Raw genomic sequence first — 26,509 nt, 5'->3', positions numbered from 1 at the left:
AACAGGTGTAAATGAACCGTTTACATCCGTTTTTTCTGTTTTTTGGCATGAAGGTGAAAGCAGTAAAAGACCTTCTCCACTAGAAACAACAAAACTAGTATCATACTATGAATAGGGAAATTTTAAGCACTACCTTAAACGAACTTATGGTAGAGATACCGGGCGGAGAAATTGATTTGCGTGATGACAGAACAAAACAAAAATGGACTGTAAACATTGAACCTTTTTTACTCGCGAAATTTGCGATCACACAGGATATTTATTTTCATATTACCAACAAAGCGCCAAGCCTTTTTAAAGGCGACAAACGACCTGTAGAGACTGTTACCTGGCAAGAGGCCGTAATTTTCTGCAATCTATTGTCTGAAAAGTCAGGCCTGAAATCTTGCTACATATTGGGAGAGCAAGAGGTAGAAATATCTTTTGACCCAACAGCTAATGGGTTTCGTTTGCCAACCGAAGCAGAATGGGAATATGCTTGTAAAGCGGGGGCAAAGGAAATTCGATATGATAAATTAGATTTGATTGCGTGGTATAAAGACAATTCCCAGCAATCGACTCATAACGTAGGGCAGAAAAAACCAAATGCGTGGGGACTTTACGATATGCTAGGCAACGTTTGGGAATGGTGTTCGGACTTATACGACACAGAAATTTATGGTTCCTATCGGATTTTTAGAGGTGGTGGTTGGTGCGACGAAGAACGAAGTGTCATGGCAACTACCAGGCGAAGAAGTCATCCACTAAAATTTAAAATTGACGATATGGGCTTTCGAATTGCAAAAAACGTGGATTGAACACTCAGCTCTTAATAGCGTATTGCCAAAAGCAGGGCCCAGCGGATTTGAAATTGTGAGACACTGACTTTTTATTCCCGCCTATTTTGTTTCTTATCTTACATCAATGGAAGAAAGGGCTTTCTATTGTTATCTTTGTCTCACCGAATCAAAACACATATACAAATGAAAGTAAATATATTTAGTGACATCCGATGTCCTTTTTGCTATGTAGGCAAAAAGAAATTCGAAAAAGCACTCGAAAGCTTTGCGCACGCAGGAGACATTGAAGTGGAATGGCACAGCTTCCAACTAGATCCTTCTTTACAGTCCGATCCACACGCAGATTCTTTTGAATACTTTTCAAAAGCAAAAGGCGTTTCTTTAGAACAGGCTAAGCAAATGCATGGCCATGCACAAAACGCAGGAAAAGAAGTAGGTATTGATTTTGAGTTCGCGACTCAAAAAATTGCAAACTCCTTAAAAGGTCACCTTCTCATTCAATTGGCGAAACAAAAGAATTTGGCGAGTGAAATGGAAGAAGCCCTTTTTAGAGCGCAATTCATAGAAGGCAAAAACATTGATTCTGAAAGCGATTTAATCGAAATCGGAAGCAGCATTGGCCTTTCCGAAATGGAAGTAAAAGAGGCCTTAAATTCAGATGAACTTCGCTACAAAGTCAAAGAAGACGAGATGCTTGCCCGCAAAATCGGGGTAAGAGCAGTTCCTTTCTTTATCTTAAACGATAAATACGGAATCTCTGGCGCACAGCAGCCATCTATGTTTTTAGAAGCGCTAGAAAAAAGCTACAAGGAGTTTTCAGAAGGAGACAAAGGACTTGAAATATTAGGAAATTCTCCAAGCTGTGAAGTAGACGGGGACTGCAAGTAAAAAACACAGTATCTGACACTTATCAGATTCCAATTTAAAAAAAATAACGATCTTTGATCGAGTTGAATAACAAACCAAAATAAATTAAAATAAACCTTATGAAAAAGATTTTTTCTATTGTAGCTATTATGGTATTCACCCTTAGTGTAACGGCTCAAAAAACCCTTGTAAGCGATGCGGCCCATTCAAGAATTCAGTTTACCGTAACTCACTTAGGAATCAATGACATTACAGGAAACATGGACAAAGCGGATCTTACCATCCAAGCGGATGAGAAAAACTTCACAAATTCCACCTTAACCTTTACAGTGGATCCTTCTTCCATCAACACCCATATTGAGGCAAGAGACAACCACTTAAAAAGTGCCGACTTTTTTGATGTAGCGACCTACCCAACGATGGCGTTCAACTCTACTTCTTTAACGGAAACCGGCAAGAAAAACTTCTACAATTTACATGGAAACCTGCTCATGCACGGAGTGACAAAACCTGTAAAACTAACTCTTATTTACAGAGGTTCCACAGTGAATGCAATGAACAAGAAAACAACCCACGGATACCAAGTTATAGGTTCCATTAAAAGATCTGACTTTGGTGTTGGTGCAAAATTCCCAGAAGCGATGGTTTCGGATCTTGTCGTAATCAAAGGAGACTTCGAACTTACCGAAAAATAAACCCGATTTTTTTTAAAAATTGTTTAAGGGGAGTAGCGGCTAGAAAGTCGCTACTCTTTTTTTTTGTTTATTATAAAACCCTATAAAAGGCAGCCACCCCTAACGCCACCTTTTAAAAAAACAAAAAGCCTAACAATCAAAAGATTTTGAGGGTTTAAAGTACCTCGCGTGGAACTGCCTTCTTACAGGCTAAGACAAAAGCGTTAAATTTTGCAGGTTCTGTTTTGCAGGTCCGTGCAAACAACTATATTTGAGACTGCTTTGCACTCAGGATGAAACACGCGCATTTAATTTTCTATATTTTGCTACTTCCCTTTTGGAGTTTTGCACAGGGCGATAGCCTTGTGATTCGCGCGAGCCTAAACGAGAATTTAAAAGATCTCGAAGTAGAACAAGAACTCTACTATACCAATAAGTTCTCCCATCCTATTTCCGAAGTTGAACTCCTGAACTGGATTGCCGCCTACAGAAACGAAGGCACTTCCCTTTCTACCCGAAAAATTGAAGACAGACAAAAGCAGCTCTACTTTGCAAAAAAAGAAGAGTTAGGGTCTCTTACTTCACTACTTATTAACGATTCTCTTTCTGTGAAAGAGCTTAACAAGGAAAACTTAAAAATTCCTCTTTCAAGTCCTTTAGCTCCTGGAGAAACCCTTACACTTCGATTAAAGTATTCGCTTTCGCTTCCCTCTATCGCAATGACCGGATATGGGACCTCCCAGAGCAGTCTCGCTTTAAAATATTTCTTTTTAGTCCCCAATACTTTTGAAACCATAGATCCTGAACCCAGGCAATTTAACGACACGGAACAAACCCAAAGCGGCGGGCAAAGCTGGAGGATTTCCTTATCCGTTCCCCAAGGATACCAAATCGAGAGTAACCTTAAAAAAGAAATGGATTCTTCCTTTGTCTTTTCTGGTAAACTAGCAGACGATCCCGAGTTCTTAATCTCCCTAAACGATATGCCGACGCTTCAATCAAGCTCTCGATACGGTGAAACGACCTTCGTGTTTGGGTATCCTATTGAAAAGGAGCAGCTCTCGACTCTCAGTTATTTGCTTCCTGTGCATTTAAACTTTCTTGGCGAGAAATTAGGGCACGTACCTTCCAAAGTTTTTATCTCGCCTAAATTCAACTCCAAAGAAGATTTCTTTGGAATTGACGACATCAAGTTCTGGAAATTCCGATACAAGCTTTTCTCAGACATGGAAAAGACCGATTTGGATTATTTCAGCATGATTTCTAAGAAGGTCATTCAGGCCGAGGCCATTACTCAAAAATCCAAAGACCATTGGTTTAAAAATGGACTCCAGACCTATCTGGAAATGCAATATTTGAAAGAGAATTACAAAGATGCTCTACTCATTGGAAAGCTACCCCAAGAAGCTCAACTTTTTGGAATCCATCCGCTTCGCTACTTGACGGCCGCTAAACTTAAGCTTACGGAGCGCTACGGTTTAGGCTACCACTACATTTTAACCAAGAACTTAGATCAAAAAATAGGAACACCTTATCCTGTGCTTAGCAACTTTAATGACATGGCTATCAGTCAGTTTGAGACGGGTAGCCTCTTTAATTTCATTGCAGAGAAAATGGGCACAGGCGAATTTGAAGAATTCACTCGGACTTATCTTTCCAAAAACACAGACAATCTATTAAGCACGAAAGACTTTTTAGATCAACTCTCGATTCGTACAGGATACTCTTCGGCTTTTCTTGAAGATTTCATCTATAAGAACAACCGGGTGAATTTCAAAGTGAAAAAATTTGAAAAACTACCGGAAGGCTATTTGGTGAAAGTGACAAAGAACTCTTCGTATGGAATACCGATTCAAATTACCTCAGAAGATTTTGAAGGAAACAAGAAGTCCTTTTGGTACGACAGCTCCTCCAAAAGAAATGAAGGGCAGTATTTAATTCCTCGTCCTGAGGTAAAGAAAATCTCGGTGAATGACGAATACCTCTTTCCCGAGTCTAACTTTAGAGACAATTACATCTACACCAAAGGACTTTTTTCCAATACCAAACGAGTTAAATTTAAATTACTTCCAGACATTCCAGATCCAGAATACAACGAAATTTATTTGAGTCCAAAAGTAACCTTTAACGCTTACGACAAAGTGCTGTTAGGGATTGGGTTTAAAAACAAATCCTTTTTTGACCAGCCTTTCCAATATGCGCTCTCTCCCTATTTCAGTACAGGAACCAACACGTTTGCGGGTTCCGGAGGACTCTCTTATCGTTTTCGACCGCAAGATGCCTTTTTCCAAAACTTGGAAATTGGAGCCAGTGCCTCCTACTTCCATTACGATTACGATTTAGCGTACAAAAAGATCAGCGTAGCCTCCACACTTAATTTCTCTAAAGTCTTACGAAGCGATATTAGCCGAGCCCTTTATTTCTCTTTCAGCCATTTTGAAAAAGACCTTACACCCGAATTAATCGCAAAAGGAGAATACGACCGCTATGGCCTCTGGAGTTTGGGCTACGGATACAACGACAAAAAAATCATTCATGAAATTTCCTTTGGCTCGAGCCTTCAGCTAATGAATGATTTTCAAAAGCTATCCGCAGAAGCTTATTACCGCTGGGAATATGCTCAAAACAAAAAAATCAGCTTCCGCTGGTTTGGTGGGGTATTTTTCAAAAACGAAGCAAGAAACAATCTTTTTGATTTTGGAGTCTCCCGGGTGTCCAATTACGCCTTCAATTACAGCCTCCTTGGTCAGAGTGCAACCGAGGGAATTCTCTCTCAGCAGTATGTACAGGCCGAAGGTGGATTTAAATCCCATGTTGGGGAACCGGTCAGCCGGTGGATTTCAAGTGTGGGAGTGGATGCCCATATTTGGAAACTTTTCAACTTATATGCCGATGCAGGAGTGTATAAGAACAAGGGACAAAGTGAGCAGTTCATTTGGGATTCTGGAGTGAAATTAAAAGTCATTCCCGATTTCCTAGAAGTTTACTTCCCTCTTCAATCCTCTCTAGGCTTTGAACCTTCATTAGACAATTACGGGAAGCGAATTCGATTCACCCTAATTCTGAACTTAAGCGCACTTACGAGCCATTTCCGAAAAGGCTGGTACTAATTCAGGAGCACCTCACCATCCGTTTGCGCCTTGTTCTTGCTTGTTTTTTTTTGCCCTAATTTGCGTACAGACACTTTTGCTGATACTTAAGTCGATATTTTGTATTTTTGCAGCATGGTAAACATAGGCCCGATTCAACTTCCCGACTACCCTCTTCTTCTTGCTCCTATGGAGGACGTAAGCGATCCCCCTTTCCGTAGACTTTGCAAGATGCACGGGGCAGATCTTATGTATTCGGAGTTTATTTCCTCGGAGGGTTTAATTCGCGATGCCATGAAAAGCAAGAAAAAGCTTGACATCTTTGATTACGAAAGGCCTGTCGGAATTCAAATTTTTGGAGGAGACGAAGAAGCCATGGCACTTTCTGCGAAAATTGTAGAGGCCGTAGAACCCGATTTGGTGGATATTAATTTTGGATGTCCGGTAAAAAAAGTGGTAACCAAAGGGGCGGGTGCAGGAGTTTTAAAAGACATTGATTTGATGGTTCGCCTTACGAAGGCTGTAGTCAAATCCACGCATTTGCCCGTGACCGTAAAAACAAGACTAGGATGGGACTTTGATTCCATTAACATTGGAGAAGTCGCCTTACGTTTGCAAGATGCGGGAATTAAAGCGCTTACCATTCATGCAAGAACGCGTTCGCAAATGTATAAAGGGGAGGCGGATTGGAATTACATTTCTCAAATCAAGAACCACAACGATATTGAAATCCCTATTTTTGGGAATGGCGATATTGATTCGGGTCCCAAAGCAAAAGAATACAAAGAAAAATACAACTGTGATGGGGTCATGATTGGAAGAGGAGCCATTGGGTATCCTTGGATCTTCAATGAAATCAAGCATTATTTCAAAACCGGTGAAATCCTTACGCCTCCTACCATCACAGAGCGACTCGAAGCCGTTCGTCAACATGCGGAGTGGAGCATTGAGTGGAAAGGAGAACGCACAGGTATGGTGGAAATGCGTCAGCATTATAGCAACTACTTCAGAGGAATCCCTCACTTTAAGGATTTTCGTCGAAAATTCTTAGAGGCCTATACCCTTGAAGAAATGGACGAAGTGATATTTGAAGCGGCCCATTTCTACAAAGAATTTCAGCTTACAAACTAAAAAGAACAATCCGTTTATGCTAACTGAAGTCCATCCGAAACTACCGATGCGGGATCGAGAGATCACCTACCAATATTATGTGAAGGAATTAGGGTTTCAGCCTGTGGGAGAAGCCGAGTATCCCGACTATTTGATGCTTAAAAAAGACCAAGTGGAACTTCATTTCTTTTTGTTTGAAGCGCTGGACCCTCTCCAGAATTATGCGCAAATTTACCTTCGGGTAAGTGACATCGATTCGCTTTACAAATCTTTTTTAGATCGAAACATTGCAATCCATCCTAGCGGATCTTTGCAAACCAAACCTTGGGGTGTAAAAGAGTTGTCTCTACTCGATCCGGATCATACACTCCTTACCTTCGGGCAGAAAGTTTAAGAAGTCTCACTCAAGCGTAAAGTCTTGTAACAAATACGCTTATTACAAGACTTATTGGACTATATAAAAACCCATAAAATCACGCTCGAAATAAAGCACAAGAAGTCAAGAATTCACACCCATACCCCCTTCGAAATCGGAGCCAAAACATTGGGTAGAAGGGCGTAAAATCCCCATTTTGACTTCTGTATGTGAAGTATTTTTGCGATCTTGTGATTCCATATTTTAAACTCGTATTTCGATGCTAAAAGCAACCCACGTTACGAAAACATACCAAGCCGGAAAGAAAACCGCCCTACAAGATTTCAGTATAGATGTGCCTAAAGGCAGCATTTACGGTCTTTTAGGCCCCAACGGCGCTGGAAAGACTACGTTCATCCGGATTATCAATCAAATCTTAGCCCCGGATTCGGGTGAGATTTTTATTGAGGGAAAACGATTATCTCCTCATCATATTTCACAGATTGGTTATATGCCTGAAGAAAGAGGGCTCTATAAGAACATGACGCTTGGAGACCAGCTCCTCTATTTTGGAGAACTAAAGGGGATGAGCCGTACCGATGCCTTAAACCAGGCTAAGTTTTGGTTTGAAAAACTCGGCATGGAACAGTGGTGGAAAAAGAAACTCTCCGAACTATCGAAAGGAATGGCGCAGAAACTTCAGTTCGTCGTGACCGTTTTGCATAGACCCAAACTCCTCATACTAGACGAACCCTTCTCAGGATTTGACCCGGTAAACGCCAATTTAATTAAAGACCAAATCCTTTATTTGAAAGAAGAGGGAACGACCATTATTCTCTCCACTCACCGAATGGAAAGTGTAGAGGAACTCTGCGACTCTGTCGCCCTGATTCACAATTCAAAGAAAGTGCTTGACGGAAAGATTTTCCAAGTTCGCGAACAGTTTAAAAAGAACATTTTCTCTGTCACTTTAAGCGACGTGGAAATAGAGAAATTGGAGGCTTTTAAGGTAAGCCACCCACTTTCCAATTTGCGACTTGACCACGACCTCTATTCTTTTGAACTCGAAGGAGGAACCAGTCAAAATGCGCTGATTGAAGCGCTGCTACCCATTGGGAAAATCCGAACCTTTGATGAGAAAATCCCAAGTATGAACGAAGTATTTATTAACGCTGTAAGCGACCCCTCTTAAATAAGCCCAATGAAGAACATCCTTCTGATCACCAAACGGGAATACCTAACCCAAGTTAAAAAGAAGTCCTTTATCCTTTTGACCCTTTTCGCCCCACTTATCTTGGTGGCCTTTGGCGTTTTAATCGGAGTTATGGTGAATGCCAACAAATCCAACTCCAAGATTAATGTAATTGACAAGAGTGGAGTATTTCAGGAATATTTAAAATCGAACGAAACGGTCACTTACCTCTTTCTCGACCCAAGCACAGAGGCGCAAATGAAAGTGCTTTTAAAAGAGGCTGAGGACATGGACGGTCTTCTGATCCTTCCTGCTGTGAGTAATGAGTCCCTTGAAAACCTTGAAAAGGACGCTGTTCTTCTCACGAATAAGAAAATAGGAATGGACACCAAATCCAAAATTCAAAACGATTTGGAAAATGTGATTCGCGAACAAAAGATCAAGGATTTAGGACTTAGTGATGCTCAAATTGACAACCTAGACCAAGGTTTCAATTTAAAACTGCAAAATGTGGTGGATCACAATTCACAGGACAGCGATTTAAACTTCGGCGTCAAATATGGACTTAGCATGGTCCTTATGTACGTGATCTTCATGTTTATCATCATCTACGGAGTTCGCGTCATGCGAAGTGTTTTGGAAGAAAAAAACAACCGTGTGGTCGAAATCATCATTTCGTCGGTCAAACCTTTTGATTTGATGCTAGGGAAGATCTTTGGGGTTACGCTCGTAGCCTTAACGCAGTTTGTGGTCTGGATTACCATGTCCATCACGGCTGCCCTCATTTTAAACACAGGCTTTAGCGCATTGAGTGAAAATTTACCGATGGGAGAAGCGCAGAGCGAAGCACTCGCCAAAGGAATGGATCTGAAACTTTTGGCAGGTGAAATTTCCCATACGCTACTGAGTTTAAATTTCCCTCTCATCATTACCGTCTTTATCTTATTCTTCCTTTTAGGATACATATTCTACAGCGCCATGTACGCGGCCATTGGATCCGCAGTGGATAACGAAACCGAGACCCAGCAGTTTACTCTTTTTGCGATTCTTCCTCTGACCATTGGTATGTACGGAAGTGTAACGATTCTGAACAATCCGGAGGGACCCCTCTCCTTTTGGCTGTCCATGATTCCGTTTACTTCCCCCGTGGCCATGATTGCAAGAATCCCGTTTGGAGTTCCCCTTTGGGAAATTGCTCTCTCGCTTGTGCTTCTCGCGATTTCCGCAGTGGGAATGGTCTTTATAGCTTCAAAGATATATAAAGTAGGAGTCCTTATGTATGGAAACAAAGCCACTCTAAAAGAAATCTGGAAATGGATTCGAAGCTAGTCTAGAACCGTCTACCGAGCGAGTCGTCTTTCCTTTTAACTAAATATTTTTTACAAGTACGGAAGTACTCGCATTAAGTTCTTATTTTAGCTCGCATAATAGACCCTTTTTTTTTTTAATTAGATCCTACGACGTGCTATGACAACCCTTAAATCTATTCTGCGAGGAATCGGACAGATTATGTTCCAAAACAATAGCTTTTCTGGGCTTTTGTTTCTTTTGGGCGTTCTTTATAGTGCTCCTCAATTAGCAGCCGCCGCCGTGGTAGGAACCCTTTTAAGTACAGGTACCGCTCAACTGTTAGGATATTCAAAACAGGATATTCGAGAAGGACTGTATGGATTTAACGGCGCCTTAACCGGAATTGCTATTGGGTACTTTTTTGGATTTACGTTAACCACCGTCTCTGTTTTAATCCTTGGCGCTGCGCTTACCTCGCCGCTAAGCTTTTACCTGAAGAAAGTAATCCCGCCCTATACCGCACCTTTTGTGCTTGTAACTTGGATTTCAATGGCCGTGCTTCTCTTTCTATTTAAGATTCCACTGCTCGCCTTTCCACTGCCATTAGACATGCCGCTCGATCTCTTCGCTGCCACAGCGAAAAGCTTTGGACAGGTTCTATTTCAAGAAAACAGCGTGACTGGAATTCTCTTTCTTTTGGGTCTTCTACTAAACTCAAAAACGGCCGCTATGTATGGACTCTATGCCGCGATCCTAGGAACTTTAATTGCGCTGCTCCTAAGAGAACCTATATCCGGTCTTAATGCAGGCTTAATGGGATACAATGCGATTCTTTGTGCGATTGCACTTGCCGATTCAAAACGAAGCTCATTTGTTTGGATTTCAATTGCGACACTTCTATCCGTACTTTTAAATATCGGACTTGCTAAAGCTGGGATTATTACGCTAACCGCTCCTTTTATACTCAGTACTTGGATGGTTCTAAAACTGAAATCTATCCAAAATAGATCAACTCCTTTAGCGCCGCTAGCTTAGGATGGAATGAAGCCAATCTCGCCATTCCCTATTTTTGGAATGGCCTTAAAACGACTACTTAAAAGATTTGACTTGGGTCCTAATGCCAAAAAAATGAGCGACCCAATGGATCGCTCATTTTTATGTATTCAAATAGGATTCGATTATCCTAAGATTTTTGCTACCGTCACTCCGATGTCTGCAGGAGAGTCTACTACGGTAATTCCGTTTGCTCTCATGATTTCCATCTTCGCTTGTGCCGTGTCTTCATCTCCTCCAACGATTGCACCTGCGTGACCCATCGTTCTTCCTTTTGGAGCGGTTTGACCTGCGATGAAACCAACTACTGGCTTTTTAGATCCGCTTTCTTTGTACCAACGAGCTGCTTCTGCTTCAAGCGATCCTCCAATTTCACCGATCATCACGACCGCTTCAGTTTCAGGGTCGTTAATGAAAAGTTCAAGAGCTTCTTTCGTCGTAGTTCCGATAATTGGGTCTCCCCCAATTCCGATTGCAGTCGATACTCCGTATCCTGCTTTTACGACTTGGTCTGCTGCTTCGTACGTTAAAGTTCCCGATTTTGAAACAATTCCTACTTTTCCTTTTTTGAAAACGAATCCGGGCATAATTCCGATTTTCGCTTCATCCGAAGTAATAATTCCTGGACAGTTAGGACCGATAAGTCTTGCATCGCGGTCTGCAAGGTAAGATTTTACTTTTACCATGTCAGCCACTGGAATTCCTTCTGTAATACATACAATGACTTTAATTCCTGCTTCTGCCGCTTCCATAATAGCGTCTGCTGCGAATGCGGGTGGTACAAAAATAATGGACACGTTTGCTCCCGCTTTTTCTACAGATTCTGCAACGGTATTGAAAACCGGCTTACCTAAGTGTTCAGAGCCTCCTTTTCCTGGAGTTACACCCCCTACGACTTGGGTTCCGTATTCAATCATCTGAGAAGCGTGGAAAGTTCCTTCGTTCCCTGTAAATCCTTGTACAACTACCTTAGAGTCTTTGTTTACTAGTACTGACATTGTTATTTGATTTATTTTATTATAACGTTTTAATGCTTACAAATTTACTCAATCTTACCGAGGTAAAAAAAATTAAATTCAGTAATTTTCTTTTCGTTTGTGCATGCCCTTTGATCTAGGGCAAGCAAAGGGTTTTTACTTTAGATTTTTTACTTTGACTTCTTTGCGAAGGTAGTCCTTGAACTCCGTCGCAAGGGGCCCAAAATAGGTCCCTTTCTTAAGACTTTGGTTCACTCCCGTTTGCCCTAAAATGACCGTTCCTTTCTCCACATGAACGCCTGAGGCCATTCCTACCTGTCCCCAAATACTCACCTCGTCTTCGATGTGGCAGCAACCTGCAATTCCGACTTGGGCCGCAATAAGGACTTTTTTGCCAATCACCGTATCGTGCCCTATTTGAATCTGATTGTCCAAAACGCTCCCCGTTCCAATAATTGTAGTGTCTGTGACGCCTCGGTCAATGGTGCACAAGTTTCCGATCTCCACTCCATCTTCAATCACGATGTTTCCTACGGATTTTAGTCGTTCATGACCTTGCGCCGTTTTCCGGTAATAAAAGGCATCTCCTCCTAACACGGTTCCGGCTCCAATTCGAACATAATCTCCGATTCGGGTTGCGTCTCCGATGACCACATTTGGACTGATATAACATCCTTTTCCGATTTGAACATCGTTTCCGATGACCACCGAGCTATGCACAAAACTATCTTCTCCTATGGTTTGATTGCCCGGTTTCTCTTGAAAATGAGTAAGCGTAGAGAAATGCTCATTAATGAGGTTAAAGTCTCCAAAAGGATCCTTTGAAACTAGAATCGCTTTGCCCTGAGGCACCTCGACTTCTTTATCGATTAAAACGACACTGGCTCTCGAGTTTAGAGCTTTGTCGTAGTATTTGGGATGGTTTACAAAAACAATTTCACCTTCGATTACACGGTGAATTTCATTGGTTCCCAGAATGGGAAACTTAGGATCTCCGATTGCTTGGGCTCCTATGAGCTCCGCAATGGTTTCTAGGGTTTGTACAGATTCAAATCGCATCGTTTACGTATATAGCAAAAAGTAGCGCCTTTTTCCTTTTCTTTTAAATAAGGAGCGCCAAAAAAGTAAAGGTCTTAAAAAACCAAAAGCCTTTGCTCTTTAGAAGAGGAAAGGCCTTTGATTAGGTATTTTTTACTTGACGCGTTCTTGGTAAGAACCGTCTTCTGTAGAGACTTTAATTTTATCTCCGGGTTCGATGAAAAGGGGCACGTTAATACGGGCACCGGTTTCTACGATTGCATTTTTAAGAGCATTGGTCGCAGTGTTTCCTTTCACACCTGGATCCGCTTCTACCACTTCTAAAATCACAGAAGGGGGAAGTTCAGCCGATAGAGGGGATTCATCTGATTCTCTCAGAATGATCATCACCTCTTCTCCTGCTTTCATGAACTGCGCGTTGTCGATCATTTCTTTGTCAATGTAGATTTGAGAAAAATCGTCATTGTTCATGAAGTGAAATCCATTGTCATCTTCATAAAGATATTGATACTTGCGTGTAATTACCTTTACTTCTTCAATTTTGTGTCCCGCTGAAAATGTATTGTCAAGTACTTTTCCATTGGTTACGGATTTAAGTTTGGTTCTCACGAAAGCAGGACCTTTCCCTGGCTTCACGTGCAAGAACTCGATTACCTTGTAGATGTCATTGCTAAATTCGATGCAAAGACCTTTTCTAATGTCAGCTGTTGTTGCCATTTATAATTTCGAATGTATATTACGTTGTCTAAATCTTCGTTCTTTAGTCTTTCCCAGTCCCGTATCCTCTTACAATTCCTCTTGGAGAGTTGCGGACAAATTCAAGGATTTCATCGCGCTCTGCGGTAGGAAGCATTTCCTTTTCAATCTGGCTCATCGCCTGAGTCACATTGGTTTTCATTTGAAAAATGTAACGGAAGATTTTTTGAATTTCAAAAATCTTATCGTTGGTATAGCCTCTACGACGTAGCCCTACCGAATTAATTCCCGCATAGCTCATCGGTTCTCTAGCGACCTTTACGTAAGGGGGAATGTCCTTTCTTACTAGGGTTCCTCCCGCAATCATCACGTGTTTTCCCACTTTGCAAAATTGGTGAATCGCAGACAATCCTCCCATGACGGTGTGGTCTCCAATTTCCACGTGCCCTGCAATTCCGCAGCCATTGACAATCACCACGTGATCTCCAATGACGCAGTCATGCGCAATGTGCGTGGTTGCCATAATAAGGCAATCGGTCCCTAGCTTTGTATGTCCAAGAGCTTTGGTTCCTCTATTGACTGTGACACATTCTCGGATCGTAGTTCGATCTCCGATATAGACGTAGGAGTCTTCTCCTTCAAATTTTAAATCTTGTGGAATCGCCGCAATAACCGATCCTGGAAAAATTCGACAATCTTTCCCGATTCTTGCGCCGTTCATAATGGTGACATTGGGTCCAATCCATGTGCCTTCTCCAATTTCAACATCGCCTGCAATGGTCGTAAAGGGTTCGACAATGACATTTTTTCCAATTTTGGCCCTTTTATCGACCGCAGCTAATTGATGTACCATGCTTAATCTGTTTTGTTACGTGCCACCTGGGCCATAAGTTCGGCCTCGACGGCCACTGAATCGCCGACATACCCGTAACCTTGCATATGTACAATGCCGCGACGAATCGGCTCGATGAGTTCAATCTTGAAAATAAGGGTATCTCCAGGAATGACTTTGCGTTTGAATTTGACTTTGTCAATTTTGACAAAGTACGTAGAATAGTTTTCTGGATCCGGAACGTTTGCCAGTACTAGGATTCCCCCCGTCTGCGCCATCGCTTCAATTTGAAGAACGCCTGGCATCACCGGTTCCTTTGGGAAATGCCCCACAAAGAAAGGTTCATTCATGGTGATGTTCTTCACACCCACCACGTGCGAATCCGAAAGCTCCATAATGCGGTCTACCAATAAAAAAGGAGGACGGTGCGGAAGGAGTTTCATAATCCCGTTAATATCAAAAACAGGAGGTTTTGTTAAATCAAAATCAGGCACGTTCTTTCTTCTCATGAGCTTCCATTGACGGTTAAGTTTTTTAGCAAACTGAGTGTTCACGAAGTGTCCAGGTTTGTTTGCAATCACTTTTCCCTTCAGTCTTACCCCTGTAAGGGCTAAATCTCCAATGACGTCCAAAAGTTTATGGCGCGCCGCTTCGTTCGGGTACTTAAGGGTTAGATTGTCTAAGATTCCGTTGGGACGGATGGCGACATCCTCTTTCCCAAAGGCTTTTTTAAGTTTATCGGAAGTCTCATTTGTGAGTTCTTTGTCCACATACACAATGGCATTGGATAAATCTCCTCCTTTGATAAGACCTGCGTCCATGAGCATTTCAAGTTCATGCAGGAAGCTAAAGGTTCTGGCTTCCGAGATTTCTTCTTTGAATTCAGAAATATCTTTAAGCGTCGCGTTTTGAGTACCGAGTACTTTGGTCCCAAAATCGACCATGGTGGTAATTTCGTAAGTGTCTGAAGGAATAATGGTCAGTTCAGAGCCTGTGCTTGGACAGGTAAAACTAAGAACTTCTTTCACCACAAAGTATTCACGCGCTACCTTTTGCTCTTCAATCCCTGCCTCTTCTATCGCTTCTACAAAAAATTTAGAAGACCCGTCCATGATGGGCGGCTCTGCGCTTGAGAGTTCCAAATACGCGTTGTCTACATCGCAGCCTACTAAGGCGGCTAGCAAATGCTCGCAGGTATGAATGCGAACCCCTAGTTTTTCTAGAGTTGTGCCTCTCTCGGTTGTAGTCACGTAGTTTACGTCTGCTTCCACCTGAGGATGCCCTTCGAGATCGGTTCTTACAAACACGAATCCCGTATTTTCTTTCGCGGGTTTAATGGTTAGTTTTACTTCACTACCGGTATGTAAACCGATACCTGAGAGTGAGACTTCACTTTTCAGGGTTTTTTGCATGTCAGTCATCAGTCCTATCGTTTGAGTTCGCCTCTAGCTCTTCGATTCGTTTGGCTAGCTGCGGTAAATTCTTAAAATGGACGTAGCTACGTCTAAAGTCTCTCGCAGAAATGGCCGGAGATCCATACAGAACTTCTCCATCCTGTGTACTCGAGTTCACCCCGCTCTGGGCCTGAACACTTACTTTATTTCCTATCTGTATATGGCCTACGACTCCCACTTGTCCTCCGATCATGTTCCAATCGCCAAGAGTCGTGGAGCCTGCAATTCCTGCCTGGGCCGCAATTACGTTATGTTTTCCGATTTTTACGTTGTGCGCAATTTGAATTAAATTGTCAATTTTGGTTCCCTCTCCAATGATTGTGGATCCAATGGTTCCTCGGTCAATGGTGCAGTTCGCTCCAATTTCCACATTTTTTTCAATCACCACATTTCCTAATTGAGGAATTTTTTGATACCCGTCCTTCGTCGGCTGAAAGCCGAACCCGTCCGAACCAATTACGGTATTGGAATGAATGATGGTGTTGTCACCAATCACGCAGTAATCGTAGATTCTGACCCCAGAAAAAATCTGGCAATTTTTCCCGATTTTCACGTGTTGACCTACATAGACATGCGGGAAAATCTGAGTACCGTCCCCTACCTTCACCTTTTCGGCTAAGTACGTAAAGGCTCCGATGTACACATCTTCACCCAGCACAGCGCTTTGGTCAATACTAGAGCCTTCCTCGATCCCTTCTTTTCTTTTTTGAAGCTTTTGGTAAAGATTCATCAGAACTTGAAACGACAAGTAAGCATCCTCCACGGCAATAATCGTGAAGGGATACTCTTTTGTATCGTCAATTAATTTGTTTGAAACAATCAGAACCGCGCAGTCGGTTGTTTGCAAATAAGGTGCAAATTTTTCCTGTGCGACAAAGGACAAATGCCCTCTTTCTCCCCTTTCGATCGGAGATACTCCATTAATTACAGTGTCCTTATCACCGATGATTCGACCACCTATAATTTCTGCAATTTGGGATGCGGTAAATTCCATATCGTGCAAAGATAGAAAAATATGAAATAGTCTCTATTCTTATTTGATGGATTCTATCGATTTAAAGCTATTTTTCTGCCCTATTCTTCCCTGAGCTTCCTCCTCCTAGGTCTAGTAGGGTGCAAAAAAAGACTTTTCTAGCTCTCAAACTTAAATCCAACCCTCACGTACGGAGCGTGCGATCAATTCTTGAAGCGAAATGCAGCCCGACTTTTCAAGGATATTTTTGCGGTGTGTTCTCACGGTATGCACACTGCGGCAGAGTCTATCTGCAATACTTTGGCTCGTATGCCCTTGAATAACGAAACCTAAAATCTCCTTTTCCCTAGGCGACAGTAGGCTGTCTTGCGCATTAAACTCCTCTGTCAGGTGTACATTGTAATACGAGGGTGCCTCTTCCATTCCAATAAAGGAAAGCTTAGGAATTCCGGTGATATTTAGGTGGGTAAGATCCGTAAAGATGGCCAGTGTTCTTGCGCCTCCCTGAGGAAAATAATAAACTGGAACGACTTGTTGTAGGACTCTCTTGTAAATGCCTCCCTCCGTACGGAGTCGATAATCATAAGAGAACTTGTATTTGAAAAAGTGCTCCTTGTCAAGGGAAGTGAAAAACTTGACCGCACTTTTTTCGTAATGAAAGTAATAGGGACTGTCCTCAGAATGAAGGTTTCCTAAGATCCATTCTAGGGTAAACTCCTTAGGCGCAATTCCCAAAACTTTTTCAACCCCTGGATCCACAAATTCCATCTCTGTGGTTTGGGTGTTAAATACGACATAAAAATAATCACCAAAATGAAACAAGTCCAGATACTTCTTGACAATTTTCTTGACGGACAATTCGACTTGCTGACTTTTCGAATTCGGAATGGAATCCCAAATCTTCGCTAATTTTTTAATTTCGTCCACGGTTAAAAGAGTTTTTAGTTTTGATTTGTTTTTACACAAAACAAACCTTTTGGTAGTTTGTGGTAAATATACACAATACTTACCATATTATTCTCAATCAATTTTCAAATCGTTTAGCAATCGTCCAATTCATTGATTTCATCCATTACCACAAAGGTTTTTAAAATCTCAGAGCAATCAAAAAAAGGAAGAAGCCCTCTATTTTTAGGAAGTAGCGAGTCCCTATACAGGGGTATCCTTTAAAATTTTATAAAAAAAAGGGTCTTCTTTCTACCGATTTTTGTCCGGTACGAAAGAAAACCCTAAGGAGTTTATTTTTGAAATTTTAAAATATCGAACCTATCGAAGATAAACCGCTTTAAGCTTGGCTATTTCTTTTTCGGTTTTGTCTTTTAAAACAAGTGTATCCTCTGTTGGAACATAGAGTAAATCAGAGCGTAAGACTTTAAAAAAAGCTTCTTCCGTCTTTACTCCATCACAGGCCATTCTATAAAACTTTCAAAAAATCAAAAAGGAATAGACCGCGTATTTTTTATCAAGTTCTATTTTTTCTGAAGTCTCATGATGGCAATATCGCCTGTAATCAGTGTAAGGGTATTTCCGTTCAAGCTATATTTATTCACTTTCTTCAGACTGTTGAAAAATACAGCTTCGCCCTGACCCTCACAGGCCATTTTTGTGGACATGATTTCTCCAAATTGGATTCCTCCGTTTTCTAATTTAGCCTCTGTATTGTAATTGTTACAACTACTGGTACCGTGAACCTTTCCTGTCGCTGCATCAAAACTAAGGGTAGGTTTCCCATTTGGGTAAAGCGCTGAAAACTCCACGCTTGGATCCGCAATATAATCGACTTCCCACTGTCCTTCTAATTCTTTGGCAAGCTCTGCTTCGCTTACGGCCTCAAACCTTGCAAGTGGGGCCATGCGCGCTTTGTTTAAAGAAAGAACGCCGTCTTTGATGGTATAATTGTCTGCGGTGGTCAAAACTTTATTTAAACCCGTTTCATATTGCATATTTTCACAAGCCATCATCGTAGACATTCCTTGTGCAAATTCAATTTTTCCCGAAGTAGGCTTCTCAAGTTGTCCTCCGATTCCGTTACAACCTGCCCACGCAGAATACCTTCCGCTCTGCGCATCAATCTTTAAGAACGGCATTTTTCCATTCACCAAATCAGGCACCTTTTGTCCGTTCAACTCCACAAGTCTCCATTTCGTTCCTTCTAAAGGTGTTTCGTTCATCTGTGTTTCGGTTTGAGTTTGGGAAGAGTCCTGCACACTGCAAGAGCTAAAACTAAGCATAGCGGCAAAAGCGGCCCCATAAATTGTATATTTCATAATTCTTTTATTTCTACTCCTTCTTTAAGTCAACTTTTATGCCAAGGCTCTAAGCCCACTCCCGTAGAGAAAGGCTCTCCAGTGGTTTTCGTTTCCTCCCCTCGGGCTCACTCTCTTCTAAAAATTAACCTACGCCTTTTCCCTCAAAATAAAAATAGTTCTGTACCTTTAGATCCCTTTGATTAAGGGGAGTATTTACCCCTCAAAAAAAGCTTTTTTAAACTATGGAACAATTTTCAACCCCTTAAATTCACCCTATGAGCCATCGAATTCAACTTGCAACTGCAGACCCCGCCGCCCTTCAAGCCATGTTAGGACTTGAAAAATACTTGAGCCAAAGTGGACTTGACAAAAACCTATTTGAATTAATAAAGATTAGAGCCTCGCAACTCAACGGGTGCGCTTATTGTCTAAATATGCACACTAGAGACGCCCTAAAAATTGGAGAAACGCCACAAAGAATTTTTCTTCTGGATGCTTGGAGAGAAACCAAACTCTATACGCCCAAAGAAAGGGCTGTACTGGCTCTTACAGAAAAAGTGACTCTCATCTCGAAGGGTCCTATTTCAGACGAAGCTTACGCGGAGGCCAAAGCGCATTTGAGCGATCAGCAGCTCGCCGCGGTCCTTATGGCGATTGTCACGATTAACGGATGGAACCGCCTTGGAATCACGCTTGAAAACGAACTAGATTAAAGTTCTTTAAAAACCAATAGCCGATGGACCTTGAACAAATCAGTGCAGAATTAGACAAACTAAGAATTTCTAGCGATCAGTTAGAACCAAACGAATCTCAAAGGCAGGAGTCTTTTCGAGAAATAGAATCGTACAGTGAATTTTTCCTAAGCAGCCTTGAGAAAGGGAAAGGATATCAAAAAAAGGAAATTGGAAACTTACAAATCACAGGAGAAAGGAAAAACCTCTCCGAGCTTCTCAAAACCTACCACCGCGAAGTTGCGCAGACAGGAATCAATGCCGCCTCCCCTAAACACTTAGGCTACATTCCAGGCGGGGGACTCTTTAGCGCTGCCCTCGCGGATTTTATTGCGGCCATCACCAACCCCTACGCAAGTGTGTACTACGCTTCTCCCGGAGCGGCCACCCTCGAGAACGAAGTGATCGAGTGGCTAAAGACGGTGTTCTCTTTTCCTAAACATGCGGTGGGAACCCTATGCTCCGGAGGATCCATTTCCACTCTCGTTGCTTTTACTGCCGCTAGAGACCATCATAAAATTAAAAACGAAAGAATCCCCAAAAGCGTGGTCTATTTAAGTTCACAGGTCCATCACTCTTCTCAAAAAGCACTGCGAATCCTAGGATTGGAAGATGCCATCCTTCGGTTTGTCCCCCTAGATTCAGAGCACAGAATGATCCCCAGTAAATTAAATGAAATCCTACATGCGGATCTTGAAAAGGGGCTAAGCCCTTTTCTCATCGTGGCGACCGCGGGAACCACAGATACGGGAACTATCGATCCTTTAAATGAACTTGCAGATATTGCTCAGCAGAATCACCTATGGTTTCATGTCGATGCAGCCTATGGAGGCATGTTTATCCTCTCTTCGCAAAAAGAGAAATTTAGTGGCATTGAAAGAGCCGACTCACTCATTGTCGATCCCCACAAGGGACTCTTTCTCCCGTACGGCGTAGGTGCCGTGCTTGTCAAAGAAGCGAAGGATGTTCTTCACTCGCATTATTACACGGCGAATTACATGCAGGACGGGCAGCAGATGGAACTGTTGCAAAGCCCTGCCAATCTATCCCCAGAACTGACCAAACATTTCCGAGGACTTCGTGTATGGCTTCCCTTACAGCTGCACGGTCTTGAGCCGTTTGTTAGCTGTCTTGAAGAAAAACTGCTTCTCACGAAGTACTTCCGAAAAAAACTGGAGTCCTTAGGATTCTGCCTGGGCCCAGAGCCAGACTTAAGCGTAAGTTATTTTTGGTTTCCTTTTGAATCCAAAAGCGAGGAAAAAAACCGCAGATTGCTAGAAGAAATTCATCGCGACGGCAGAGTTTTTCTTAGTTCGACCCAGATTGCTTCGAAGTTTGTCATCCGAATGGCCATCCTCTCTTTTCGCACGAAAAAAGAGACGATCGACTTAGCGGTTCAAATGATTGAAGAAAATCTTCAAAAAGTTTTGGAAAAAGAATCTTAATTGTATTTCATTATTTTCTATCTTCGTCGCACAAACTTACCCCATGAAACGAAATAACACCCTAAGAATGAGCCTTCTATTTCTTCTTTGTGCGCTTTACTCGAGCGCGCAAACGGTAGAAGAAATCACTCAAAAGATTAATCAAACGCTGTATAATTACGCTCCTTATTCTGACGAAGGATCCTCCTTTATGTTTCGCAAAGATGCACTGCAGCCCGAGTCCGATGGAAATTTTAATTTCTTTTTCTACCATAAGGTAGAGGGCGAAATTGCCCAATTCCAAAATTCTGATTTGGATTTTTCAAAAGTCATTGGTATCAGTACGGAAAATGAATCTCTTTTTCTTCATTTCCCAAAAAAAATGGTTTCAACCCGCGTCACTTTGAGAGATTTTGATAAGGAAGTTCAAAAAACCCGATATGTTGCTTTATTTGCTCAAGAAAATGACAAAGCCCAAATGACAAAGGCACTTTATGATTTGGTTATCAATTCCAAAATCAAAAAAGGCGTGATGACTCAAAATGAAGCGAAAAAAGAGTGGAAGGCTTATACCACAATGCATCCCGATATTTTCGTACATGAACACCGAAACTCGATTTTGAGCTATCCTTATTACGCCGCAAAAGATCAAGCTAGACGTCAGGAGAATTTTGACTACCTCGAAGAAGAGCTTCCTTTAGCCTTCGAAAAAGAAAAGGACCGTTTTCCGGATTTAAGAATTCAAACTCAGGAATGTGAGGCCATTCTACTCTACAGTGAGGGCAACCATTTGCACAGAATTGTGCTTCCTTATGGAAAGATCCAAATATCAGATGAGGGAATCCTTTCCTACGCGGAGCCTAAGGTCCAATATTTTCAAAAGCTAAAATCAAGCTCAGAACCTTTTGAAATGGTAAGTACGAAGAAAGACTTATCTCCCCTTAAAATTTCCAAAGGGCAATACATTGCCCAGTACTTTTCAACCCTGGGGTCCTTCTGCGATTAATCCAGGGCTCGATTTACTTTTTTTTCAGCTGAGCTATTTTCTTTAAAAGCGCATCGCGATGTTTTGCTTCATGGTAAAACTTCGGAAGCTTTTCAAGGAGCGTAAAATGCTCTCGGTCCTTATGTTCCCTTAGCTTTGCCCCTATGTACTGTTCAAGGTAGAGCAGATGAGCTAAATTATACGCGACAATCTGATAGTCCTTAAACGGAGTTCTGTACCATAAATTCACCTCGAAGTACTCGTGAGCAGCCACTTTGTAGAGGGCGGTTTTGCCCATGATTTTCACCTCCATGGATTTGGTTTTCAAAAGTCCACAGTGGGAACATCGAAGGGTCGCCATTTTCTTTTCTTCGTCCCGAATCGCGGTGGCCATTTTCCCACACTTGGGACATTCCACATCCACTTGATGCAAAAATTCTTGCAGCTGAAGATTTTGATCCTGAAAACGTTTTTGCCCTGATTCCATCTTTATCGAATTTAATAGGTGAAAAATTAGAATTTGCTTTCTCAAATATAAACTAATTCTTCAAGTGCGTAACAAAGGACGCACCCCTGTTCTTCCCTCCCTTTTCCAAGCCCTAATTTCCCTGACCAATGTCAGGAAAATAAGCCGGGTGAAATAAGAGATTGAACCTTAAAAAACGCTTAATTTTATACTAGAAAAACAACCTTGAAACGAGCTCAATTAACCCCGGCATTCCTGCCTAAAAAAAACCAATTCTATGAGAACTTCCCTATGTCTACTCTTTGCCACTCTTTGCGCTTTTTCCTTTGCGCAAAAAACGGCTGACACTTTACAACCTTCCCTAAAAGCGGCAGAAGTATCCGTTTTAGAAGAAAGACTCCCCGAGCCTTCCCTCAAAAAACCTTTTGATATTTCTGTAAGTGGGTACCTTCAAACTCTCTATTCCCATGAGAGTTTTAAAGAGGTGCCTAGCACCTCGCAATTTCGGTTAAGTCATTTGTTTTTAACCCTAAAAGCAGAGGCACCTGAAGAAAAACTAAGTGCGACGGTTCAATTGGATTTTGGACTCAAGGATGCCTTTTTAGATGCATGGATCGCGTACCAGCCTACCAAAAACATCACGCTTTCTCTAGGTCAAAAACAAACGCCCTTAAACAACAAAGAACTCATACTCAAATCCTCTAAACTCACCTTTCAGGACAAAAGTCTACTCAGCAGTGCTTTTGGTGCAAGCGGACGAGAGCTTGGTGTGTATGGAGAAATGGTTCTTGGAAAAAAAGAATTAAAACTCGTACCCCAAGTCGCGATTACTTCGGGCGACGGTCGCAATGTACTAAGTAACGACATCGGAGGACTTAAATACGGAGCCCGACTGGATTTCTATCCTTTTGGCTTTTTCAAAGACCAAAAGTCCTTAACGATTGGGGACCTACAACACGAGCCCAGTCCAAAACTTGTTTTAGGAGCTGCCTATTCTTACAACCAGGGCGTAAGCCACAAATCAGGAGAAGGCCATGGAGATTTTCTACTGCTCGACAAGGACCTAAATGCGGTATATCCCAACTACGAGAAAATCTACGCCGATTTACTTTTCAAATACCGGGGCTTTTCTTTCTTTACGGAATTGGCAAAGGCCCGTACTTCTGGAAACTCGACCCTTGCAAAGCATGAGAATGGAGAAGACCTTGTGGGCGAAGCGAAGGAATTATACTCCTACTTATCCTTAGGAAAAGCGTACAATTTGCAAATGGGTTATAGTTTTCCAAAAGGACTTGGAATTGATCTTCGCTACGCCTCCATTGCACCCGAGTACAGCTCCATGCAGAATTCAGTTCTTCAGAAAAGCAGCGCCTTCACCCTTGGAATTAGCAAGTACTTCCTTCGTTCTGCACTTAAACTTCATACCGCGTATAGCTTCCTAGAAAAAGAAAAGGTAGGACCTTCCCAAAGGGCCGATCTACTCGTTCAACTTTCGTTCTAAAGAACGAAAAATAAAGCTATTACGAAAGAATCTCTCGAGGAAAATAAAGGATGTACTTTGTGTTCTCACTGGTCATGGAACTGGTGAGAATCTGGTTCTCAAACTCACTGAGAGATACTTTCTGTCCGTTTTTCCGAAGAAGATGAATGGGTTGTTTTTCCGAGTTGTAAGGAAGTAAACTTCTCGAAATCTCTCCCACCAGTTCTTGTCCAAGTCCGGCGCCAAACTGCGCATCGGTAAGTTTAATCTTTTCCTGAGCAAACTCCCTTGAAAAAGGCTGGGAGGCCAAAATGGTTTTGGGTATTCTTCTTCCTAATACACACTTGCAGAAATAAGACAGCACAACGTCCTCATGATTTTGCCATAATTTAAGGGCTTGAATCACATCGTTATCGTCTAGTTGCGTAAAGCGCTCTATGTCCCCTTTGCTGGCAGCAGAATGTTTGGGTTTGTACAGAAAATAGCGAAGATTCTCTGGCGCTTCTAACGGAACTCCTTCTAATGTAAGGGTTCTTGCCCGAGCAAGAATCCTAACGAGTAGATGCTCAAGTAAGGCCGCGGTCTTGTGGTAATAGACCTGCCAGTACATAAACATTCGGGCCGTTAAATAATTCTCAATGGAGTAAACTCCTTTTGCATCAATGACCAGTTGGTCATTTGATACATTTAGCATGGAGAGGATTCTCTCTGTATTGATGCTTCCCTCCGAGACTCCCGAATAGAAACTATCGCGTCTTAGATAGTCCAGGCGGTCTACGTCCAGTTGAGAGGAAATGAGTTCATTAAAAAAGCCTCTGAAGTAGCGTCCTTGAAACATTTCGATGGCAAGAGTGAGTTCCCCTGAGAACTGCCCGTTTAGGTCCTGCATTAAAAGTAACGAGAGTTTCTCATGATGGTAATCCTCAAAGAGCATGTTTTCAAGTGCATGCGAAAAAGGCCCGTGCCCTATATCGTGCAAAAGGATCGCTAAGAGCGCAGATTCTTGTTCTTTTTTTGAAATCTCTACTCCTTTTAGTTTCAAGGTTTCCAGCGCCGTAAACATAAGATGCATCGCTCCGATCGCATGATGAAATCGTGTATGGGTGGCCCCAGGAAAAACCAAATTCAAAAGACCCGTCTGACCAATTCTTCTGAGTCTTTGAAAATAAGGATGCTCCAGTACATCAAAAATGAGCGGTGAAGTGATTTTAATAAATCCGTGAACCGGATCGTTGATGATTTTAAGTTTGTTTTGCATTGGAAAACGGGTCTTCAAGTAGAGTGGACAAAGGTATTCAAAAAAAAGAAATTCCTTTGGAATGGATCCTCTACAAAATTAACTCAAATTTAACTACTTGCGTAGATTAATTAACCATAACTTAAGAGAGATTGGTCGTATTTTTGAACTTAAGAAGTAGCAGAATATATTATAAAATAAACGCTCATCTCATGGATTAGGAAAAGAGGGAGGTGAGAGAAAAAAAAGAAAGCATCTATTTTTCACAATTCTAAAGCCAGTAGTTTTTTTTCATAGTTTATTTTTACTGGTTTTAGTGCGGAGAAGATTCTATGGGATCTTCTCCGTTTTTATTTCAGCCTCTACAAGGAGCGAGCTTTGCGATTGGCCTTTTTTCTTTTCGCCCACCATACGAGAAAACCAGTTACAGGAAGGCTCGCTAAAACCAGTCCTGCTAGAAAGGCGATGACCTTGCCAAAGAGTCCCCAAATCTGTCCTGTGTGCACATCGAAATTAGCGAGAACGGCCTTTTCGCCAAAGCCTAAATGCCCATAAGGCACATGGAGCAGCAAGTCGCCGGAGTTTTTATCAAAGTACATTTTGTGTCGCTGGTGAAGCGAGTACTCCAATTGCCTTACCTGCACCAGGATGTAGGGCCGGGGATCTCCTGCCTTGCCTTTGCCCTCAATCATAAGATCGTAGGAAGCCGCCGTGGGATGAGCCGCTTCGATTTGCTCGGAGATGCGGTCCAAAACCTGGCCTTGGCTAAGGACGATCTTCGTTTGCGACTCAAGACCGGCTGTATAATCCGGCGCACTCGCTCCGCCAGAAAACACAAAGTACAGAATCGTCGGTACGATTTTAAACGCGTAATAAAGACCGGTTATACCCAGAATGAGGCCCACAAAGGCGCTGTAAAATCCAAGTACATTGTGCAGATCGTAGTTCTTACGCTTCCACGAGGTCCCCTCTTTCCACTGAAACGTGAGGGCCTTTTTCCAATTGATTTTCTTTTTCGGAAACCACAAGATAAGGCCGGTAATGAGCATGACTACAAAAATGAGCGTGGCAATACCCGCCACCCAACTGCCTATTTTACCGCCCAGCAGTAAGGAATAATGGAGTCTTAGGGTAATAAAAAAGAAGTCCGTTCGCTCGTCGTAAATTGCTTTAATCTTGCCCGTAAAAGGATCGACGTACGCGGATTTATTGAGCTCAAACTCTGAGAGGTACGTATTGCCATCCCGATTTCTTTTATACAAATGAAACCAGTACGTCTTTTGTTTGTTGAGGGGCACGGTAATCCATCCGATAGGCTCCTTTGGGCCTTTCTGCTCACCCACCCTCTCCATAATCTGGCTAATTTTCAGCGGCGCTTTTTTCAAAGCTTCGGGGTTCTGATGCCAAATCGCCTCCCTTCGAAGGGAGTTTTGCACCTCGTCTTTAAAGACATAAAGCGATCCGCTAAGGGACAAAATAAACACAATAACCCCCACCAGCAGTCCTAGGTAAAGGTGCAGTTGACCGGTGAGTGCTCGTTTTTTCTTTGCCATAGAAG

Annotated in this window: 25 protein-coding genes; 13 read left to right on the top strand and 12 right to left on the bottom strand. The window is 42.2% G+C overall.

The annotated features are described in order from the left end of the window. The first annotated feature begins 107 nt into the window (after positions 1–107). The 9 genes from ACX3PZ_RS05885 (at position 108) to ACX3PZ_RS05845 (ending at position 10,391) form a co-directional block, all read left to right on the top strand. Positions 108–797, top strand: coding sequence for a formylglycine-generating enzyme family protein (locus tag ACX3PZ_RS05885; RefSeq protein ID WP_459112212.1), 690 nt, complete (start codon positions 108–110; stop codon positions 795–797). Positions 798–962: 165 nt separating this feature from the next. Next, positions 963–1,667, top strand: a complete 705-nt coding sequence (locus tag ACX3PZ_RS05880) for a DsbA family oxidoreductase (protein ID WP_459112211.1) — start codon at positions 963–965, stop codon at positions 1,665–1,667. A 98-nt stretch (positions 1,668–1,765) separates the two neighbouring features. After that, a complete protein-coding gene (locus tag ACX3PZ_RS05875) occupies positions 1,766–2,341 on the top strand; it encodes a YceI family protein (protein WP_459112210.1) in 576 nt (191 codons plus the stop codon). A gap of 272 nt (positions 2,342–2,613) precedes the next feature. Continuing rightward, positions 2,614–5,430 (top strand): aminopeptidase, encoded by a 2,817-nt coding sequence (locus ACX3PZ_RS05870; RefSeq protein ID WP_459112209.1) that lies wholly within the window; start codon positions 2,614–2,616, stop codon positions 5,428–5,430. Positions 5,431–5,544: 114 nt separating this feature from the next. Then, positions 5,545–6,540, top strand: a complete 996-nt coding sequence (dusB, locus tag ACX3PZ_RS05865; RefSeq protein ID WP_459083582.1) for a tRNA dihydrouridine synthase DusB — start codon at positions 5,545–5,547, stop codon at positions 6,538–6,540. A gap of 16 nt (positions 6,541–6,556) precedes the next feature. Then, a complete protein-coding gene (locus ACX3PZ_RS05860; RefSeq protein WP_459112208.1) occupies positions 6,557–6,913 on the top strand; it encodes a bleomycin resistance protein in 357 nt (118 codons plus the stop codon). A 241-nt stretch (positions 6,914–7,154) separates the two neighbouring features. Then, on the top strand, positions 7,155–8,066 hold the full coding sequence (locus tag ACX3PZ_RS05855) for an ABC transporter ATP-binding protein (protein WP_459112207.1): 912 nt from the start codon (positions 7,155–7,157) through the stop codon (positions 8,064–8,066). 9 nt (positions 8,067–8,075) lie between these two features. Further along, entirely contained in the window at positions 8,076–9,395 is a 1,320-nt protein-coding gene (locus ACX3PZ_RS05850; protein WP_459112206.1) for an ABC transporter permease, read from the top strand. A gap of 138 nt (positions 9,396–9,533) precedes the next feature. Further along, a complete protein-coding gene (locus ACX3PZ_RS05845) occupies positions 9,534–10,391 on the top strand; it encodes an urea transporter (protein ID WP_459112205.1) in 858 nt (285 codons plus the stop codon). A gap of 143 nt (positions 10,392–10,534) precedes the next feature. On the opposite strand, the gene sucD is transcribed toward ACX3PZ_RS05845, so the two are convergent. The 9 genes from sucD to ACX3PZ_RS05800 all read right to left on the bottom strand — a co-directional run bounded on the left by sucD (position 10,535) and on the right by ACX3PZ_RS05800 (position 18,646). After that, complete coding sequence (gene sucD / locus ACX3PZ_RS05840; protein WP_459083577.1) at positions 10,535–11,407, bottom strand: succinate--CoA ligase subunit alpha; 873 nt, start codon at positions 11,405–11,407, stop codon at positions 10,535–10,537. A gap of 135 nt (positions 11,408–11,542) precedes the next feature. Then, positions 11,543–12,445: an LpxD N-terminal domain-containing protein gene (locus ACX3PZ_RS05835; RefSeq protein WP_459083576.1), complete on the bottom strand. Its 903-nt coding sequence runs from the start codon at positions 12,443–12,445 to the stop codon at positions 11,543–11,545. 132 nt (positions 12,446–12,577) lie between these two features. Further along, entirely contained in the window at positions 12,578–13,141 is a 564-nt protein-coding gene (gene efp, locus ACX3PZ_RS05830; RefSeq protein ID WP_459083575.1) for an elongation factor P, read from the bottom strand. A 43-nt stretch (positions 13,142–13,184) separates the two neighbouring features. Further along, a complete protein-coding gene (gene lpxA / locus ACX3PZ_RS05825; protein WP_459112204.1) occupies positions 13,185–13,973 on the bottom strand; it encodes an acyl-ACP--UDP-N-acetylglucosamine O-acyltransferase in 789 nt (262 codons plus the stop codon). A gap of 2 nt (positions 13,974–13,975) precedes the next feature. Then, positions 13,976–15,373 (bottom strand): bifunctional UDP-3-O-[3-hydroxymyristoyl] N-acetylglucosamine deacetylase/3-hydroxyacyl-ACP dehydratase, encoded by a 1,398-nt coding sequence (locus ACX3PZ_RS05820; protein ID WP_459083573.1) that lies wholly within the window; start codon positions 15,371–15,373, stop codon positions 13,976–13,978. Further along, on the bottom strand, positions 15,366–16,400 hold the full coding sequence (gene lpxD, locus ACX3PZ_RS05815) for a UDP-3-O-(3-hydroxymyristoyl)glucosamine N-acyltransferase (RefSeq protein WP_459112203.1): 1,035 nt from the start codon (positions 16,398–16,400) through the stop codon (positions 15,366–15,368). Before lpxD ends, ACX3PZ_RS05820 begins: the two co-directional genes overlap by 8 nt. 150 nt (positions 16,401–16,550) lie before the next feature. Further along, the gene (locus tag ACX3PZ_RS05810) at positions 16,551–17,306 is read right to left on the bottom strand and encodes a LuxR C-terminal-related transcriptional regulator (RefSeq protein WP_459083571.1); all 756 of its coding nucleotides are present in this window, start codon (positions 17,304–17,306) and stop codon (positions 16,551–16,553) included. A 339-nt stretch (positions 17,307–17,645) separates the two neighbouring features. Beyond that, complete coding sequence (locus ACX3PZ_RS05805; RefSeq protein ID WP_459083570.1) at positions 17,646–17,792, bottom strand: hypothetical protein; 147 nt, start codon at positions 17,790–17,792, stop codon at positions 17,646–17,648. A gap of 56 nt (positions 17,793–17,848) precedes the next feature. After that, entirely contained in the window at positions 17,849–18,646 is a 798-nt protein-coding gene (locus ACX3PZ_RS05800; protein ID WP_459112202.1) for an META domain-containing protein, read from the bottom strand. A 257-nt stretch (positions 18,647–18,903) separates the two neighbouring features. Here ACX3PZ_RS05800 and ACX3PZ_RS05795 point away from each other — a divergent pair, with 257 nt between their 5' ends. The 3 genes from ACX3PZ_RS05795 to ACX3PZ_RS05785 are packed head-to-tail and all read left to right on the top strand — an operon-like array spanning position 18,904 to position 21,789. Beyond that, entirely contained in the window at positions 18,904–19,341 is a 438-nt protein-coding gene (locus ACX3PZ_RS05795; RefSeq protein ID WP_459112201.1) for a carboxymuconolactone decarboxylase family protein, read from the top strand. A gap of 23 nt (positions 19,342–19,364) precedes the next feature. Next, positions 19,365–20,804, top strand: a complete 1,440-nt coding sequence (locus ACX3PZ_RS05790) for a pyridoxal phosphate-dependent decarboxylase family protein (RefSeq protein WP_459112200.1) — start codon at positions 19,365–19,367, stop codon at positions 20,802–20,804. 43 nt (positions 20,805–20,847) lie between these two features. Further along, positions 20,848–21,789: a hypothetical protein gene (locus tag ACX3PZ_RS05785; protein WP_459112199.1), complete on the top strand. Its 942-nt coding sequence runs from the start codon at positions 20,848–20,850 to the stop codon at positions 21,787–21,789. A 13-nt stretch (positions 21,790–21,802) separates the two neighbouring features. Here ACX3PZ_RS05785 and ACX3PZ_RS05780 read toward each other — a convergent pair whose 3' ends face one another. Beyond that, the gene (locus ACX3PZ_RS05780; protein WP_459112198.1) at positions 21,803–22,255 is read right to left on the bottom strand and encodes a hypothetical protein; all 453 of its coding nucleotides are present in this window, start codon (positions 22,253–22,255) and stop codon (positions 21,803–21,805) included. A 256-nt stretch (positions 22,256–22,511) separates the two neighbouring features. Here ACX3PZ_RS05780 and ACX3PZ_RS05775 point away from each other — a divergent pair, with 256 nt between their 5' ends. Next, positions 22,512–23,735: a hypothetical protein gene (locus tag ACX3PZ_RS05775; protein WP_459112197.1), complete on the top strand. Its 1,224-nt coding sequence runs from the start codon at positions 22,512–22,514 to the stop codon at positions 23,733–23,735. 19 nt (positions 23,736–23,754) lie between these two features. Here the strand turns inward: ACX3PZ_RS05775 and ACX3PZ_RS05770 are convergent, their stop codons facing one another. Continuing rightward, a complete protein-coding gene (locus ACX3PZ_RS05770) occupies positions 23,755–24,972 on the bottom strand; it encodes an HD domain-containing protein (RefSeq protein WP_459083563.1) in 1,218 nt (405 codons plus the stop codon). Positions 24,973–25,313: 341 nt separating this feature from the next. Continuing rightward, the gene (locus ACX3PZ_RS05765) at positions 25,314–26,504 is read right to left on the bottom strand and encodes a PepSY-associated TM helix domain-containing protein (protein WP_459112196.1); all 1,191 of its coding nucleotides are present in this window, start codon (positions 26,502–26,504) and stop codon (positions 25,314–25,316) included. Positions 26,505–26,509 lie beyond the last annotated feature (5 nt).

It is taken from the genome of Chryseobacterium sp. A321 (assembly GCF_054489265.1).
Note: the sequence above shows the minus strand (reverse complement) of the source record. Positions and strands in the feature narration are given on the sequence as shown.

Bases quoted from the DNA above. Each gene is read 5' to 3' on its own strand.
- ACX3PZ_RS05885 (WP_459112212.1), top strand. From the start codon at position 108: ATGAATAGGGAAATTTTAAGCACTACCTTAAACGAACTTATGGTAGAG.
- ACX3PZ_RS05880 (WP_459112211.1), top strand. From the start codon at position 963: ATGAAAGTAAATATATTTAGTGACATCCGATGTCCTTTTTGCTATGTA.
- ACX3PZ_RS05875 (WP_459112210.1), top strand. From the start codon at position 1,766: ATGAAAAAGATTTTTTCTATTGTAGCTATTATGGTATTCACCCTTAGT.
- ACX3PZ_RS05870 (WP_459112209.1), top strand. From the start codon at position 2,614: ATGAAACACGCGCATTTAATTTTCTATATTTTGCTACTTCCCTTTTGG.
- dusB (WP_459083582.1), top strand. From the start codon at position 5,545: ATGGTAAACATAGGCCCGATTCAACTTCCCGACTACCCTCTTCTTCTT.
- ACX3PZ_RS05860 (WP_459112208.1), top strand. From the start codon at position 6,557: ATGCTAACTGAAGTCCATCCGAAACTACCGATGCGGGATCGAGAGATC.
- ACX3PZ_RS05855 (WP_459112207.1), top strand. From the start codon at position 7,155: ATGCTAAAAGCAACCCACGTTACGAAAACATACCAAGCCGGAAAGAAA.
- ACX3PZ_RS05850 (WP_459112206.1), top strand. From the start codon at position 8,076: ATGAAGAACATCCTTCTGATCACCAAACGGGAATACCTAACCCAAGTT.
- ACX3PZ_RS05845 (WP_459112205.1), top strand. From the start codon at position 9,534: ATGACAACCCTTAAATCTATTCTGCGAGGAATCGGACAGATTATGTTC.
- sucD (WP_459083577.1), bottom strand. From the start codon at position 11,407: ATGTCAGTACTAGTAAACAAAGACTCTAAGGTAGTTGTACAAGGATTT.
- ACX3PZ_RS05835 (WP_459083576.1), bottom strand. From the start codon at position 12,445: ATGCGATTTGAATCTGTACAAACCCTAGAAACCATTGCGGAGCTCATA.
- efp (WP_459083575.1), bottom strand. From the start codon at position 13,141: ATGGCAACAACAGCTGACATTAGAAAAGGTCTTTGCATCGAATTTAGC.
- lpxA (WP_459112204.1), bottom strand. From the start codon at position 13,973: ATGGTACATCAATTAGCTGCGGTCGATAAAAGGGCCAAAATTGGAAAA.
- ACX3PZ_RS05820 (WP_459083573.1), bottom strand. From the start codon at position 15,373: ATGACTGACATGCAAAAAACCCTGAAAAGTGAAGTCTCACTCTCAGGT.
- lpxD (WP_459112203.1), bottom strand. From the start codon at position 16,400: ATGGAATTTACCGCATCCCAAATTGCAGAAATTATAGGTGGTCGAATC.
- ACX3PZ_RS05805 (WP_459083570.1), bottom strand. From the start codon at position 17,792: ATGGCCTGTGATGGAGTAAAGACGGAAGAAGCTTTTTTTAAAGTCTTA.
- ACX3PZ_RS05800 (WP_459112202.1), bottom strand. From the start codon at position 18,646: ATGAAATATACAATTTATGGGGCCGCTTTTGCCGCTATGCTTAGTTTT.
- ACX3PZ_RS05795 (WP_459112201.1), top strand. From the start codon at position 18,904: ATGAGCCATCGAATTCAACTTGCAACTGCAGACCCCGCCGCCCTTCAA.
- ACX3PZ_RS05790 (WP_459112200.1), top strand. From the start codon at position 19,365: ATGGACCTTGAACAAATCAGTGCAGAATTAGACAAACTAAGAATTTCT.
- ACX3PZ_RS05785 (WP_459112199.1), top strand. From the start codon at position 20,848: ATGAAACGAAATAACACCCTAAGAATGAGCCTTCTATTTCTTCTTTGT.
- ACX3PZ_RS05780 (WP_459112198.1), bottom strand. From the start codon at position 22,255: ATGGAATCAGGGCAAAAACGTTTTCAGGATCAAAATCTTCAGCTGCAA.
- ACX3PZ_RS05775 (WP_459112197.1), top strand. From the start codon at position 22,512: ATGAGAACTTCCCTATGTCTACTCTTTGCCACTCTTTGCGCTTTTTCC.
- ACX3PZ_RS05770 (WP_459083563.1), bottom strand. From the start codon at position 24,972: ATGCAAAACAAACTTAAAATCATCAACGATCCGGTTCACGGATTTATT.
- ACX3PZ_RS05765 (WP_459112196.1), bottom strand. From the start codon at position 26,504: ATGGCAAAGAAAAAACGAGCACTCACCGGTCAACTGCACCTTTACCTA.